The 16375-nt window shown below is 43.5% G+C and carries 15 protein-coding genes; 7 read left to right on the forward strand and 8 right to left on the reverse strand.

Annotated elements, in window-relative coordinates; translation table 11 throughout:
* Positions 1 to 23: 23 nt before the first annotated feature.
* The 3 genes from F8N00_RS03275 to F8N00_RS03285 all read right to left on the reverse strand — a co-directional run bounded on the left by F8N00_RS03275 (position 24) and on the right by F8N00_RS03285 (position 2849).
* Positions 24 to 845: a DUF1028 domain-containing protein gene (locus F8N00_RS03275; protein WP_023469761.1), complete on the reverse strand. Its 822-nt coding sequence runs from the start codon at positions 843 to 845 to the stop codon at positions 24 to 26.
* 99 nt (positions 846 to 944) lie between these two features.
* Positions 945 to 2348: a YfcC family protein gene (locus F8N00_RS03280; protein ID WP_075642895.1), complete on the reverse strand. Its 1404-nt coding sequence runs from the start codon at positions 2346 to 2348 to the stop codon at positions 945 to 947.
* Between the two features lie 219 nt (positions 2349 to 2567).
* On the reverse strand, positions 2568 to 2849 hold the full coding sequence (locus tag F8N00_RS03285) for a putative quinol monooxygenase (protein ID WP_023469763.1): 282 nt from the start codon (positions 2847 to 2849) through the stop codon (positions 2568 to 2570).
* Positions 2850 to 3005: 156 nt separating this feature from the next.
* Here F8N00_RS03285 and F8N00_RS03290 point away from each other — a divergent pair, with 156 nt between their 5' ends.
* From F8N00_RS03290 to F8N00_RS03310, 5 genes are all read left to right on the forward strand, one after another.
* A complete protein-coding gene (locus F8N00_RS03290) occupies positions 3006 to 3491 on the forward strand; it encodes a cupin domain-containing protein (protein ID WP_023469764.1) in 486 nt (161 codons plus the stop codon).
* Between the two features lie 86 nt (positions 3492 to 3577).
* Positions 3578 to 4468: an aldo/keto reductase gene (locus tag F8N00_RS03295; RefSeq protein ID WP_075642894.1), complete on the forward strand. Its 891-nt coding sequence runs from the start codon at positions 3578 to 3580 to the stop codon at positions 4466 to 4468.
* A 13-nt stretch (positions 4469 to 4481) separates the two neighbouring features.
* Positions 4482 to 5414 (forward strand): aldo/keto reductase, encoded by a 933-nt coding sequence (locus F8N00_RS03300; protein ID WP_023469766.1) that lies wholly within the window; start codon positions 4482 to 4484, stop codon positions 5412 to 5414.
* A gap of 83 nt (positions 5415 to 5497) precedes the next feature.
* Entirely contained in the window at positions 5498 to 5947 is a 450-nt protein-coding gene (locus tag F8N00_RS03305; protein ID WP_075642893.1) for an OsmC family protein, read from the forward strand.
* 126 nt (positions 5948 to 6073) lie between these two features.
* Positions 6074 to 9238, forward strand: a complete 3165-nt coding sequence (locus F8N00_RS03310) for a DUF3427 domain-containing protein (protein WP_075642892.1) — start codon at positions 6074 to 6076, stop codon at positions 9236 to 9238.
* Here the strand turns inward: F8N00_RS03310 and mutT are convergent.
* Entirely contained in the window at positions 9213 to 9617 is a 405-nt protein-coding gene (mutT, locus tag F8N00_RS03315; RefSeq protein ID WP_023469769.1) for an 8-oxo-dGTP diphosphatase MutT, read from the reverse strand. The genes F8N00_RS03310 and mutT overlap by 26 nt on opposite strands.
* Positions 9618 to 9800: 183 nt before the next feature.
* Here mutT and F8N00_RS03320 point away from each other — a divergent pair, with 183 nt between their 5' ends.
* Entirely contained in the window at positions 9801 to 10985 is a 1185-nt protein-coding gene (locus tag F8N00_RS03320) for a class I SAM-dependent rRNA methyltransferase (protein WP_075642891.1), read from the forward strand.
* Between the two features lie 84 nt (positions 10986 to 11069).
* Here the strand turns inward: F8N00_RS03320 and F8N00_RS03325 are convergent, their stop codons facing one another.
* Positions 11070 to 12068 (reverse strand): zinc-binding dehydrogenase, encoded by a 999-nt coding sequence (locus F8N00_RS03325; protein WP_023469771.1) that lies wholly within the window; start codon positions 12066 to 12068, stop codon positions 11070 to 11072.
* A 109-nt stretch (positions 12069 to 12177) separates the two neighbouring features.
* Here F8N00_RS03325 and pepT point away from each other — a divergent pair, with 109 nt between their 5' ends.
* Entirely contained in the window at positions 12178 to 13413 is a 1236-nt protein-coding gene (gene pepT / locus F8N00_RS03330) for a peptidase T (protein WP_075642890.1), read from the forward strand.
* Positions 13414 to 13451: 38 nt separating this feature from the next.
* Here pepT and F8N00_RS03335 read toward each other — a convergent pair whose 3' ends face one another.
* The 3 genes from F8N00_RS03335 to F8N00_RS03345 form a co-directional block, all read right to left on the reverse strand.
* Positions 13452 to 14471, reverse strand: coding sequence for a DUF916 and DUF3324 domain-containing protein (locus F8N00_RS03335; RefSeq protein WP_023469773.1), 1020 nt, complete (start codon positions 14469 to 14471; stop codon positions 13452 to 13454).
* A 21-nt stretch (positions 14472 to 14492) separates the two neighbouring features.
* Positions 14493 to 15188, reverse strand: a complete 696-nt coding sequence (locus F8N00_RS03340; RefSeq protein WP_023469774.1) for a WxL domain-containing protein — start codon at positions 15186 to 15188, stop codon at positions 14493 to 14495.
* Between the two features lie 16 nt (positions 15189 to 15204).
* Positions 15205 to 16375: hypothetical protein (locus tag F8N00_RS03345; protein WP_421017779.1), on the reverse strand; the 1171-nt coding region annotated here is incomplete at its 5' end.

Here is a 16375-nt window from a genome sequence, read left to right on the forward strand (position 1 = left end):
ACCGCGGTCCATCCTGTCATTTTTCATTGGGATCGAATATACGCGAGAACACGTGTATCAATCGCACGATCCGCTTGTTCGCGCATCTCGAAGTTTTCCGTATGCAGATATGTCCGGAACGCGTCTTCGAAATCACCCCGGTAGCCGAGCGCTAATAATTTATCCATCAACTCTGACTCTAAGACATCATCAATCGGCTTGATTTCTTCCGGCTTACTCGGTTGCAGATACAGTGTATGCAGTTGATAGATACGTTCGAGCTCCTCAATCGGACTCGGATGATCGTCAACGCGTAAATCAATATAGCGGTCGTTGAATCCACCGTATCCGCCACCCTCCTTGACGACGAGCAGTGCCGCTGATTGCATTCCGCGTGAGTCCCCGCCTGCTGCTTGACCAGCTGCTAACGCACGCAACAAACGTTCTGCAAGCGGACCTTGCGTCGATTCAAAGACGCGTGCCATCTCTTTCACCGTATTGCCGTCTACAAGAATATTCCCTTGCGCTGCAAAGTGTTTACCGGCAATACCGCCTGCCCAGTCGTTACATCCCTCACCCGTGAATGTCGCACTCTTGCCATTCGCATCGATAATACCGACCTGGCGATCCGCTCGTCCTTCATCTGCTTCCGTTAATCGACGTATTACTTCGTCCGCTGAAGCGCCTTGTTCGATCATCCGCAATCCTTCAGGACCATACGTCGTGTTTGCAAACGACTGTGTCGCTACCGCACCCACTCCTGCCTTCGCAAACGGAACAGCACTCCCGACCGCTAAAAACTTCGACTGAACGGCAACGCCCCATGCTTGTTCTTTTTCACAATACCCAACGATTGAATATGTCACTTCAGTTCCCCCTTTAGTCATTACCTATTCCGTTCGTGATAACGCTTCCCGATTCCTGCAACTGAAAAACCTTCCGGACACCTGTCCGGAAGGTCGACTTCATTGAATACCAAGTGTCACAGCGAGTAATAAGGCAGCACATGCCAAGGCAATCCAGATCGCGAAGAGTTTCCAGACGAAGCGTAACCATTGCTCATACGGAATGCCTGCAATTGCGAGAAATGCCATCAAATGCGCGCTCGTCGGGAAAATCATGTTCGTCAGTCCATCTCCATATTGGAATGCTAAGACAGCCACCTGACGCTCGATCCCTAATAAATCGGACAATGGTGCCATGATGGGCATCGTCGTTGCCGCTTGTCCACTCCCGGATGGAATGAAGAAATTCGTAATCAATTGCACGGCGTACATCCCGATGACAGCAAAGAACGTCGGTAAATGTCCTACGGCATTCGATAAGCCGTAAATGACCGTATCGATAACACGTCCTTCTTCGAGAATGACGACGATTGCTCGAGCAAACCCAACAATCAAGGCGCCGAACGTCACAGCTTTCGCACCGTCAATCAAACTCTCGAACGTTCCGTTTACACCAAGCGTAACGATTCCCGCAATCATCCCGATGATCAAGAAGGATGCGGTTAATTCCGTCAAATACCATCCCCATTCAAAGATTCCGATTACATTGAGCGTAATTCCACCGATTAAAACCAGTAAGACGAAAGCATGACGTTTCGAAAAGCGTGAAATCGTCGTCGCTGCTTCTTCCGAGCGACGTTGTTCAAGATCATAAACCAGACTGCGCGCCGGATCATGTTTGACTTTCCGTGCGTAGTTCATGACATAAAGAATCGTCACTGCTAAAAATACGATATACACAGCCGTTCGGTACCCAAGACCACTAAAGAGCGGTACTTCCGCAATTGATTGAGCGACACCTACCGTAAACGGATTCAACATCCCGCCGGCAAAACCAACCGCCGCCCCTAGACTGACGATCGCGGCTCCTGTCATCGCATCATATCCAAGGGCACGCGCTAACATGATCCCAATCGGCACGAAGATGATCGTTTCCTCTGCCATCCCGATCGTCGCCCCGGCAATCGAAAAGACGAACATCGTCATCGGAATCATGATGTGCCCTTTTTGACCGAATCGGCGAATCAATTGATTGATTCCTGCTTCAATGGCGCCGGTTTGACGAATGATGCCGAAGACACCACCGACAAGAAAGATATAGAAGATGATCGCAGCACCCGCTTCCATGCCTTGCGGGATTGCTTCAAATAAACCAAAGAGATTGACAGGTGCAGACTCTACCGCGCGATATGTGCCATCGATGACGACGGTTTGTCCGTCTTGTTTTTCACGGTCGAATTGCCCTGCTGGAAGTGTATACGTCAAGATGACTGAGATGATGAGAATCGCCATGATGATGGCATATGTATGAGGCATCTTGAAGAATGATCGCTTCGACTCTGGTGCATTCGTTCGTTCATTCATGATAAAGGCCTCCTTTTTTGTGTCATTATAAGAATAATGCCCTAATCAGGGAAAAACTAACAGTTTCAATGAAATGTCATACGATTGTAAAAGAAAAGTGGAATACTTCTAACTTAAATAGAGGCTTTAATCGATCATATCGCATGAAACAAAAAAGGAAGATATGCTAGGTCATGAACCTAGAATACCTTCCTTATGTGTCATGTCAATCGCTTATGATTATGCTTGGAACGATTGAACGTCTAATGGTTTAGCGAGAGCCGTTTGTGCAAACGCAACGAACTGTCCGAAATGAGCACTTGTGTTGTGTGCTTCGATTGCAGCTTGGTCTTCCCATTTTTCAATCATCATGAAGACATTTTCGTCTTCTGTGCTTTGGAACAAGTCATAGCTGATGTTTCCTGCTTCAGCACGTGATCCTGCCACTAGTGTTTTAGTTGCTGCTAAAAATTCTTCTCGTTTTGCGGGTTGTACTTCTAATTTTGCTTCGATGGCGATCATCGGAAAGCCTCCTCTGTAATTTCGTTAACTTAAGCATCTTAGCACCTCCGAATTCGTTACGCCATAAAGATGCTCGGACGATTGATGATATTTAATTACGGGTAATTACAGATGTAATTATTACTTTGTGCCACACCAGAGAAAGGAGCAACGAAGATGCGCGTTGAGGTATTTTATTTTGAGGATGACGGGCACATTCCGAACAACCCGACATTCCCCGTGTTGATTTATCGGCACGCATTTGCAGAGCCATCACACATCGAACAGACCTTCCATGCACATGACTGGCGTAACAGCTGGGTGGATGGGATTTTTGACTTTCATCATTATCATAGTATCGCTCATGAAGTGATCGGGATTCTTGAAGGGCATGCAACCGTTCAGCTGGGTGGTCCGCTCGGTAAGACCTTCACTTTGACGAGCGGAGATATTCTTTTACTTCCTGCAGGTACGGGACATAAAGCACTTGATACAAGTCGACACTTTCGAGTGATCGGTGCCTATCCGGATGGTCAAGACTACGATACGCTGACAGGTCAAACAAGTGAACGCCCGGAAAATCTTCAACGTATTCGTCAGGTGATGCGCCCAACTCAAGATCCTGTATTCGGTGATCACGGTCCTTTGTTTGAGCATTGGTGACGTCTCCTTCTATTGAAGAAGACGTTTTTGTTCGGAGTTCGCGTGGTAAACCCTACTATTGTCTCTCTACTAAAGGAGGAAGAACGATGAACGCAACAGAAAAGACGTTGATACTTGCTGCATTAAAGCAAAAAACGGTGACGTTTCCCGATCAGACGCATGTTCGGGCACTCGGACAAGGCACATGGCGAATGGGAGAAGAGTCGGAAAAGCACGAAGCAGAAATCGAAGCACTCCGTGTAGGTCTCGATAGTGGAATGGAGCTCATCGATACGGCAGAGATGTACGGGGAAGGTGCTTCTGAAGAATTGATTCGCGACGCGATTGCAGATCGACGAGAGGAAGTCTTTCTCGTCTCGAAAGTGTATCCGCATCATGCTGGCGGAGAAGCATTAAAGCAGGCTTGTTCCAACACACTTGAACGCCTCGGCACCGATTATCTCGATTTGTACCTCCTTCACTGGCGTGGTGATATTCCACTCAAAGAAACGGTCGAAGGGCTGGAAGCTTTAAAACAAGAAGGCAAGATTCGCCGTTGGGGTGTATCGAACTTTGACGTATCAGACATGAAGGAACTGTTAGCACTGCCAGGTGGTGATCAATGCGCTGTCAATCAGGTACTCTATCATCTTGGATCACGCGGAATCGAGTATGAACTATTACCGTTACTACGTGAGCATAATATTCCAGTGATGGCGTATTGCCCACTAGCAGAAGGTGGTTCATTACGCGATCAACTTCTGAATCATCCGACTGTCGAAGAACTCGCTGAGACACACGGTGTGGATCCGGCACAGATTCTACTTGCATGGGCGATTCGTGAAGGTGATGTCATCGCGATTCCTAAGGCTGGTCAGGCACATCATGTCGAAGCCAATGGTCGCGCTGCGCTTCTGAATTTAACAGAGGAAGAGCTCGCTGCACTTGATCAAGCGTTCCCAGCACCAACAAAAAAAGAACCGCTCGATATCGTTTAAGGAGGTCATTTTCATGACAAAACATGTTCAACTCGGTCAATCTAACTTATTCGTTCACCCAATCGGTCTCGGTACGAATGCTGTCGGTGGACACAACTTGTATCCGAATCTCGATGAGCAAGCCGGACGCGATCTCGTTCGTGTCGCTTTGAAGCAAGGAATCAATTTCCTCGACACAGCTTTTATCTACGGACCAGAACGTTCGGAGGAACTCGTCGGTGAGGTCTGGAACGATACGGTCGCTCGAGAAGATGTCGTCCTCGCGACGAAAGGTGCGCATCAGTTCGTTGACGGAAATGTCGTCATGAACAATTCACCAGACTTTCTCCGTCAATCGGTCGAAGAGAGTTTAAAACGTCTTCAGACAGACTATATCGATTTGTATTACATTCATTTTCCGGATGAATCAACACCAAAGGATGAAGCCGTCGCAGCACTCGCAGAACTGAAGAAAGAAGGAAAGATTCGCGCAATCGGTGTCTCGAATTTCTCACTTGAACAACTGAAGGAAGCGAACAAAGACGGACATGTCGACGTCTATCAAGGGGAATACAACCTATTCAAACGGGATGCGGAAAAAGAATTACTCCCGTATATCGTTGAGAACGGCATGTCGTTCGTCCCGTACTTCCCACTCGCTGCTGGATTATTGGCAGGGAAATATACAAAAGAGACGACGTTTGATGATTTACGAAAAAACGATCCTTTGTTCCAAAAAGATGTCTTCGAGGAAAACCTCGCAAAAGTCGATCAACTACGTCCGATCGCAGAAGCACATGATGCGGAAGTCGCACACATCGTACTCGCGTGGTATTTGGCACAAGACGGCATCGATGCCATCATCCCTGGTGCGAAACGACCGGATCAGGTGACGGATACGTTGCGTACGTTAGATGTTCAGTTGTCACAAGAGGATATCGAAAAAATCGACCAGATTTTTAGCTAATTGTTCTCTTCGTATGTACATGAGCAGAATAGGCGAAAAATCATGCTGAACTTCGTATGATGGAAGCATGGAGGCGATTGATCATGAAGCACCATTTTCATTTAACCGCAGACTGGCCGGGCAATCGCAATGATGTCGGTCAAATCGAGACAGGTGAACTAAAAACAAAAATCTCAATTCCGGACGCCATGGATGGTCCAGGGGTTGGTACGAACCCAGATGAGATGTTACTTGGGGCTGCTGCTACGTGCTATATCATCACGCTCGCCGCGATGCTTGAGCGTAGTCACATTCCAAAAGTCTCGTTAACGATGGAATCTGAAGGCATCGTCGATGTCACGAACGGTGTCTTCACATACGACGCGATCATTCATCGTCCGAAACTCTTATTGCCATCCGATCTGTCGGATCGTGATCTGGAGAAGGTGCAACGTCTTGCTGAAAAAGCGGAAAGTTCGTGTATGATTACGCGGGCACTGGCTGGTAATGTTAAAGTATCGCTTGAGGCTGTTGTGGAGCGAGTCTCAAATTAACAAACTAAAATCATCGTTTAACTTTTTAGTTAAATGATGATTTTTTACTTTATTTAGCTATTTATTGGTATATTATTGATGATTTACTTATTATAAATACCATTTAATATCATTCGGAGGATAACCATGTCTTATTATGAAACACTACGTTCTTCAACTGAAGCTAACTCACAATCCGATACAACAAGTGTCTCTGTACCAGCACATGACTACACAACAGAATTACTTACGCACCTTAATCAAGTACTATATCAATCTTTAGACCATTTACAAAAACAAGATAAACCTGATCAAATGGTTGAAACGGTCAATGAATGGCTCCTGCATTTAAATCAACCTCCGATCGACTCGCCGCTTCATCGTGAACTCACTACTAGCACAACTCATGCTTTACCTACACAATATAAAAATTCTTTGCGTGCTTGGGAACTCATTGCTCCTGGCCAACTTGAACAAGAACAGTTATTGCATCACATCAATCAAGAATTATGGACAGCATCTGCTGCTGATTGGATGGTGAGTTTTACACGACATTCTGGAATTCAGACGCTTGTCCCAGCCTTAAAAGAAGCAGAAGCTCAAAACAAACCAATTCGTATATTGACTTCATTCTATATGAATATTACAGAAGCGAAGGCTATCCGACAGTTGATGGAATTCAGCAATATCGAAGTAAAAATTTATGAACCGATTAAAAAAAATCATGCGTTTCATCCGAAAGCCTATTTATTTTCTCGTCCTGATCAGTTGGATAGTGCTATTGTTGGATCTTCTAATTTATCAAAATCAGCTTTAACGAACGGCATGGAATGGAATATTCGTATACCTTCTACACCCGTCACAACATTAGTCACTCAAGCGAAAAACTTATTTGAACAGCTTTGGAACAGCCACGAAGCGACTATATGTACAGAAGAATTATTAGTTCAATACGAACAGTACCAACAAGAAACACCACCTATAAGATCATTTTCTATCCGCGATACAGTTGCCGAACCCGCTGTCGATTACACCGTTATTGAACCAAACCTCATGCAGATTCCAGCTTTAGAAGAACTGAATCGTTTGCGCGAGCGAAAAGAAACAAAAGCAATGGTCATTGCGGCAACAGGAACAGGGAAAACGTATTTAGCAGCATTTGATGTCCGTCAAGCTCACGCTAAAAAAGTATTATTTGTTGCACATCGTGGAAAGCTACTATCACAAGCTGAGCATACATTTAGGCAAGTTTTTTCAAATGAAAGTTATACATTTGGTAGATATTCAGGATCACAACAAATTCAAGATGCACAATTTACCTTCGCTACCGTTCAAACACTTTCAAAAGAGGTTCATCTTAATCAATTTTTACAGGATACGTTTGACTACATCATTATTGATGAATTCCATCACGCTTCATCTGCTTCTTACCAAAACATTCTTAACTATTTTACACCTCAATTTTTGCTTGGCGTAACGGCAACACCAGAACGAATGGATGGTCAAAATATCTTCCAGCTTGTTGACTATAATGTCGCTTACGAAGTTCGTCTGTATGATGCCTTAGCACAAGATTTACTTTCACCATTCCATTATTTTGGGATTCAAGATGATGAATCGATTGATTATTCTCTTATTCCTCAGCAAAACGGCTTTTATGTAGAACAAGATCTTGTTGTTGCACTCGAACGATCAACACGAACAGATTATATTGTTGAAATGATTCGTAAATTTGGGTTTAGTGGTAATCAGGCTGTTGGATTAGGATTCTGCGTCAATATCAATCATGCAGAGTTTATGGAGCAAGAATTTAAACGACATCAGATTGAAGCAATGGCCGTTACAAGTAAACAGTCCGAAGATGAACGCGAAGAGGCCATTCGCCGACTAGAGGACGATCAAGATCCACTGCAATATATTTTTACAGTTGACTTGTTTAACGAAGGAGTCGATATTCCAAAAGTCAATCTAATGCTATTTTTACGTCCAACGGAGTCTCCTACAATTTTTATTCAACAATTGGGGAGAGGCTTACGTAAACATAGCTCAAAAGAATTTGTTACGATTTTAGATTTTATCGGAAATAGTCAAAAGGCTTTTGTTGCACCGCTTGTGTTGTCTGGTCAACAATCGTTTCATTCTATTGATCGTTATAAAATTGCTACTGCTGTAAAACAGCATTTTCCGATTTTACCGGAAGGTTCTTTAGCCATTCTAGATTCAATTACAGAAAGATTTATTATTGAACAAATGAAAAAAATAGAGTTTTCAGCTAGCAAACAGCTCCGTGAAAGTTATCAAAGGCTGACACGCATGATCGGAAATCCTCCGAGTTTAAATGATTTAGTTGCACATAAAGAGGCGCCAGCTGTTGAAAGTATTGTTCAGCAATGGAGAAGTACATTACGTCTTAAACAACTTGAAAAACATGCTACCGATGAAGAACTACGTTTATTGCTCGATGACACTACACGCAAAATTGTTGAACAGCTCGAAGGACTATTTCCAATTCGTGAGCCCTTCAGCTTACTAATTTTAAAACATTTACTGCATCACCCCTCTGCTTCAGTACAAGATATTGAACAAGAAGTTTTCAAAGAATTCGCCTTATCACCGAATCACTCTTTTTCAAAGCGACCAATTATTCATCATCTTTTTAAACGCTGGTCTACTGCGTTTAAAAATGATCGTATTCAATTGCTAGATGCTGTATCAGAAGAACGCTATCGCTTTTCAAATACAGTCGTTCAAGCACTTCAACAATTAACTGAATTACGTTCATATATGATGCATTTTATCCAAGCAGGTCTACTTGCATTTCACCAACTACCAGATCGAATTAATTGGTTGATCGAAGATCAGGCGTTTCTATTACATCAAACATACAATCGTTCTGTTATCCAACGTCTCCTATGTTCATCAAGTCAGGAAGGTTCTTGGCGTGAAGGCGTAGCTCAAGCTGGTGACGACTACATTTTATTCGTGAATTTACACAAAGATGAAGCCATTGATGAGCAACTAAAATATAACGATTATTTCTTAGATCAATATCGTTTCCACTGGCAGTCTCAAAGCAATGCAACCGCTACAGGTAAAGCGGGTACTTTATATCAAAACCATGAGAGCGAAGGAATTCGTATTCATTTGTTCATGCGCAAAGCAGATAAAGAACAAGGAAGAGCGCTACCGTTCACATACTTTGGCCAGTTAAAGCATCTTCAAAGTACAGGTTCTAAACCGATTAGTGTGACTTGGTCACTTCATTCTCCACTATCAATTGAACTGTTTAAGGAGTGGCAAACTCTTTCTTAATGTACTCAACTGCAGGAATATCAGCAGGAGCCCATTCAAGCTGATCAAGGTCTGAAACAGATACCCAGCGAAGCTCTGCATGTTCTACGGCAATCGGTTCTCCTGTTACGATTTCAGCTTCAAACGTATGCAGTGTAACAATAATAGCATCGTACTCGTACGTCGTTTTTTCGATTGGTTGTTTGACCTTAATGTTACATTTTAATTCTTCATTGATCTCGCGAACTAAAGACTGTGAAGGCGTTTCATGTAGCTCAATTTTCCCCCCAGGAAACTCCCATAAGTTGGGCAATGACATTTGGCTACTACGAAGTGCACACAATATTTCATTATGATCATTGCGAATGACAGCCCCTACGACTTGAATATGTTTTTTCATTTTTATGTTTCACTCCAAATCACTGTAGATTTTTCAGTTCTTTGCTTATCATAACAAAAACCGTTAGTCCTTTTACTTACATAAGGATTAACGGTTTTATTTGTATCAAGTTATCCACATGTGGATAACTCTGTTTATGATATACTAATCACACTTATCCACAAGTAGAAATGAGGAAATTAGATGCCCCGTGAACTCTATCCGATCGTCGTCAAATCCGAATGGATTGAATTGATTCGAAGCGGTTATCCCGCGTTACGTAAAGAAATGTTTGAATCCTTGCAACATATTAAAGAAGCAGGTGGACTGCTTCATCTGATGACAGAACATAAAGAATACCTTGCAACTGGCTATTTTGGCAAGCAAGAAAAGGGTGTCGGTTGGACACTCTCGATGGATGAACAAGACACGATCGATGTTGCTTTCTTCAAACGCCTTTTCGAACAAGCTCTAGACAAAAGAAACGACTTTTTTGAAGAAGAGTCCGAAGCTTTCCGTATTTTTAATGGTGCAGGTGATGGTATTGGTGGACTGACGATTGATTGTTATGACCATCATTACCTCATCCTCTTCGAAAATGAAGGCATCTATACTTTTCGCCCGATGATTCTCGAGGCGCTTGAATCGCTCGTTCACTATAAGAGCATTTATGAAAAACGAGATTTTCTTATCGATCTTCAACCCGTCAAAGGCGACGATTTTTTAATGGGTGAACGCGGTGATTTTCCAGAAATGCTGCAGGAACATGGTGCACGGTATGCATACGACCTTGACGCTGGCATGCGGACTGGCTTCGATATCGCGCAACGCGCACTTCGTAAAGTTCTGATGGATTCAGTTAAAGAAAAGAACGTACTGAATCTCTTTTCTGATACAGGAACTTTGACAGTATCTGCACTTCATGGTCATGCTACTCACACGACGAGCGTTGATTTCTCGACACGTAGTCGAAATAAGACGACAGATAATCTTACGTTGAACCATTTTACTCCTGAAGAACAGATACTTTTGGTTCAAGATGCGTTCGACTATATCGAACAAGCGGATAAGAAGACTCGTTTTGACGTTGTCTTGTTCCATCCGCCCGTACAAGTGAATACACGGACGCGTCAGTTTCGAACGGAACAGGATCTTTCTCCTTGGATCCAAAAAGTCATTCATCTGACGAATCGCGGAGGATTGCTTGCGATTACGACAGATAGTCCTGCTCTTGATGCGTCACAATTGAAAAAAGCTATCGAGCAGGCCTTCAACAAATTGCGTCAAAAATTTGAAGTCGTATGGGAGCAACCGGAGCAGAAAGATTTCCCGACTCCTCCTTCTATGCCGCAACTCGCTCAAAAAAGTATTCTTGTTCGCCGTAAATGATCTGTTATCTAAAAAATCCGCTACCGAAAATTTCAGTAGCGGATTTTTTATGTTTTTAACAGGAAATGTAAAATAAATGAAGAATCATTTTTTAAGACTTGGACGCACACTCACTTTACCAAAATGTGATGTTTGATCAAATCGTTGGTAGAGATCATTTAACACATCGCGCTCATAAGGAATCTGCTCTTCGATCCGAATCTCGATTGTGCCTTCTTTCACTAAATGAATAAGTTCTGCTAAGTGATGTTGCTGTCGCTTCATCTCATCTACTTTTCCTTTTAGCAAAGGAAGTGCGACGAACACAGCCTCAAGTGATAAGGCTTTACTATGCATCATCGTTAAATCTTGTGTCGTCCGTGTCGCGATCGAAATGATGCGTCCGCGTTCTTTAGCGAGTATGAACGATTCTTGTAAATGATCGCCACCCACCGTATCAATGATGACATCGAATCCGTCAAAATCCAGTCGTTTGAGCAATGCTTCAGCTGATTCTTCCTTATACCGATGAACGCGAATCCCTCTCGCTTCTAACCAAGCTGCCTTCTCGTCCGAAGAGGCGCTCGCTGTGACGTCGCACCCATAATGACGCGCGAGTTGAACAGTCAGGTGTCCCACTCCGCCCGTTCCACCTGCTACATACACACGGATTCCTGGTGTAATTACGATCCGTTCTTTTAAAATCTCCATCGCCGTTAACCCGATCACCGGTAAACAACCAGCAATCTCAGCTGAGACCTCTTTTGGTCGTAAGACTGCCATCTGTTCGGGCACAAGCATTTCCTCCGCTAGCGCACCGGCACGTGTTCCAAGCCCACCGCCGAATGCGACGATGCGATCGCCGATAGAAAAAGACGTCACACCCTCGCCGATTTCAATGACTCTCCCTGTTACATCGCCCTGGAGAATTCCAGTCGTCGATGCTGCTGCCACGTGTCCGAAGAACATCTTCGTATCAAGTGGATTGATGCTCGACCCCTCGACTTGAATGCGTAATTCGTACTTCCCCGCTTTTTCAGGTGTGACGTCTTTTTCTATAAGTGATGCGTCTTTTCCGTATTGATCGACTACGAATGCTCTCATGAAGAATTCCCCCTTTTTCATTATTAGTCTATCATGATTCAGAATTCTCTCACATTAGGTCTTCATGCTATGATGAAGGTATCTTATGACGAGAAGGGACGTTTTTGATTTGAAACAAGAATTGATTGATCGTCTAACTACATACGTGAAAATCGATACACAATCGAACTACGAGAGTACGACTGTTCCAACAACTGAAGGACAATGGACACTGGCTCGTTTGCTCGTAGAAGAATTAAATGCAATCGGTATGGAGGAAGTCACAGTCGATGACAATGGGTATGTCATGGCGACGTTACCTGCTAATACAGATGCAGACATTCCGACAATTGGTTTCCTTGCTCACCTGGATACAGCGACGGATTTCACGGGCACGAATGTCCGTCCGCAACTCGTGGAAGCATATGACGGAAATCCGATCACGTTGCGTGAAGCACCGTCTGTCATCCTATCGCCTACTGATTTTCCTGCACTTCACAACTATGTCGGTCACACATTGATGACGACGGATGGTGCGACATTACTCGGTGCCGACAATAAAGCCGGAATCGCAGAAATCATGACAGCCATGCACCATTTGATTTCGCATCCGGAAATCAAACATGGTCGCATTCGTGTTGCCTTTACGCCAGATGAAGAAATTGGTCGTGGACCACATCACTTCAATGTCGAAGCATTCGATGCAACGTATGCTTATACAGTCGACGGCGGTCCGCTGGGTGAACTCGAATACGAGAGTTTCAATGCAGCGGCTGCTAAAATCGTTTTCCACGGAACGAACGTTCACCCGGGAACAGCAAAAGACAAGATGGTCAATTCGCAGAAACATGCGATGGCATTTCACGATCGTCTTCCTGGAGAAGAGTCTCCTGAATTCACAGATGGTTTTGAAGGATTCTTCCATCTGATTTCGTTTGACGGTTCTGTTGAAAAAACGACGCTCGACTACATCATTCGTGATTTCGATCGTGAAGCATTTGAAGGACGGAAACACTTCTTATCTGCTCTCGTTGAGGAGTGGAACAAAAAGTATGGAGCAGGCAGCGTTGAAATCGACTTGCATGACCAGTACTACAACATGCGTGAAAAAATCGAACCTCACATGCACATCGTTGATATCGCTCATGCCGCGATGGAATCTCTTGATATCCAGCCAATCATTAAGCCGATCCGTGGTGGAACGGATGGATCACAACTTTCGTACATGGGTCTTCCGACACCGAACATCTTTACAGGTGGCGAGAACTATCACGGCAAGTTTGAATTCATCTCCGTTGATAACATGGTAAAAGCGACGCAAGTCATCATCGCTATTGTTCAAGGGTTTGAACAAGCCGCTCGCTAATCAAAAAGCAGATTCTCAGCGCTGAGAATCTGCTTTTTTTATGCTTGGCGTTGCTGTTTTTTCAAACGGTAGATATAACCGATTAATAAAAAGATGATTAAGGTCGATGCCATCATAAGTTCCTTTGACCATTCTCCGACAAAGGAGTTCGAATTTTTTTCGATATCCCGATTGGGTATCTGCTCTTTCATCTGATTCGCTTGACGCTTCGTAATCTTAAAGCTGTCTTTCCACTTCCACGTCTTGCCTTCTCCCTTAACGCGGATCTTAATGTGATACGTGCCGGGTTCTAAGATTCCTGTCGTTTCAATCGGTGTTTTCATATAAATCGATGGTGCGAATCGAACGTCCATTTGTTTTCGAACCACGACTTTTTTTCCTTTCGTGACGATCGCTTCGAATTTCATCGTTTTACTAATGGTCGGTGCTTGATTTGCTAATTTAACGAAAACAGTAGGTCTTGAAAAAGAGGACTTTGCCTGCACCCCCTCATATGTGATGACGGGTGCAGTCTCTTTGATTGAAGAACGAACTTTTAATCCAATGACGTAGGCATGACGATTTTGAATGCCGATGGTATTGTCGTTAGTCGTTTCACCTTCCGGCTTGCTCTCAATCCGAATACCGGCAAGCAATGTCCCATCCAACTCATTTGACACTTCAAGTGGTAAAGAAACGATTTTCGACTCTCCGCCTTTAATGAATGTTGATTGCGTATTCGGTTTAATGAGATCCGTCAACGAAGTCGACGCTAATGGAACGGATTTTTTCTGATCATAGACGATCAAACCGTTATTATTCGTTGTGGCATTTCGGATTGAAGTTAAAAACGTATGATCAGCGGGTCCGTGATTATAGATTCGAACTTGAAGATTCGTCTTTTGTTGCGCTGGCATCCTTAAATCGAAATAGGTTACACCGGAATCGACCTGATACGCATTCGGAACCGCTTCGACCGAAAAATTAACACGATCTTCTGCAAAACTGTCTGAAGGTGTCATCCAGACAAGTAATCCATAAAGCAAAACGATTAGACAACCGACTCCCCATCGTTTCATCTCTCTCCCCCCATTTTCTCATCAATTCACGACGTCAGAGAGCGTCCAATCGAGCGTAGCGGTATGTTTTCCTTCGACTTGAACACCGACAGGAACGTTCAGCGTAATGCGATCGTTATCTGTCCCGTTTCCCTTCCAATAAATTTGCCACGTTGAAAACGTTCCAGCAGCTGATGCTAAAATAACTTTTGCATCTCCCGGATTTCCAGGTGTTAAGGTAACATTTCCTGTCGTAGGTGCTGCATTAATTGGTAATCCAATCAAGGTTTGTACATCACCCGCATCGATCGTCAACGTGGATCCAGCCAAGGAATCTTTCCCACCGCTATCTTTAAAGGTACTGAGTTTTACTTTAACATCCCATTTCGTAGGGAGAATACGTCGATCCGTTACTTGTAAAAAGGGCTTTTGATCTTTTGCTTTGAAGAGTGCTTTATTAACAAGTACTTCGTTCGAGCCAAAATTGAAGTTAGGTGCATAATCGAGTGTGAGTGGTCCAGTGTTTCCGGTTGGCGTATTTCCTCCGTTATCCTGAGGTCTATAGGGAGTATTCGGATTAGGTGAGTCTGGATCGACGATGATCGGTGCTGCATTCGTCGTAAATGTGATTTCAGCCTTGGATGTTCCCGTTGAGGTATTCGCAGCCCACGCAGAGGTCGTTCCTAATATTAAAGCAGTACTTATCAAGATCGTTGAAAAAGCAAAGCGTTTTTTCATCTTTGTTCTCCCCTTTTCACGGTGCATCGACTAAACTCCATTGAATGTCTGCGCTATACGATAAAGGTTTCGGATATTTTCCTGTTAAATCGAGAACGATGCCTTCATTTTCAGCGTACGTCAACGGTGTCTGATTTGAACTCGCCGACATCGTTCCCGTAGCCACTTCAATTGCGGTTGTTTGCAGTAATTGGGTTTTCGAAGCGGTCTTAAAATAAAGAACATCGGTTAAGACATCACCTGTCGTACTCGTCAAAGGGCGACTGAGACTCGCTTGTAACTTCCAGTTATATCCTGTGGCATTTTCGTGAGAAATCGCAATCGTCATTGGGGATACACGAGGAATAATCTTCTCTCGCCCCGTCAACTCATGACTACCAAAATCAAGAGTGGTCGGAGTCGTCAAACGAAGTGTTGAGCCAATCATTAAATCTGCTGATGCTGTACTATTACTTAAAATATTTAAATCAATCGCTTCATCGATGACAGCACTTTTGAAAGTGTATTGATTTGTAGAATTGATAGGTAAATTATTTATTTCGAAAACAAGTTTATATTCGATATTGTTTAATAACCCTAGCAACCCTACTGAAATAATCGAAGACGTATTCCAATAAATCAAATTATTTGTTTTATCAATGGTAACACTTTCCTTTTTAACAATATTTCCCGACTTGGAATATTCTAAATAAACACTCTCTGCTTTAATTTTATCCATGATACTTGGTGGAATGATAAAAACAATATATTGTTTATTAGAAAGCCCCAATCCTAGAAATGCGGAAAATCGATTCGTTAATTCAATCGTTTTTCTAGTACCGTCATTTTCAATTTGAACCTCTTGATAACTTGCACTTAAGCTTGAAGTACCTAATAAGCTTATGGAAAGTAAGTTAGGAACTGCTGTATTTTTTCCTTTGTCTGACTTCGATGTTTCAGAATTAGGTGTACTTTCTTCGTTATCATCTGACTGAGGTTGCTCAATTACTATTGTTTCATCTTCTTCAGTTGACGAAGTCTCAGATGTCGGTGGATCTTCACTCTCAGGTGGGGTTGTCTCAGATGTCGGTGGATCTTCACTCTCAGGTGGGGTTGTCTCGGATGTTGGTGGGTCTTCACTCTCAGGGGGAGTTGTCTCGGATGTTAGTGGATTTTCGCTCTCAGGTAGGGTTGTCTCGGATGTTAGT

Origin of the sequence: Exiguobacterium sp. A1_3_1, from assembly GCF_048985645.1 — a bacterium.
Classification (GTDB): Bacteria; Bacillota; Bacilli; order Exiguobacteriales; family Exiguobacteriaceae; genus Exiguobacterium_A; species Exiguobacterium_A indicum.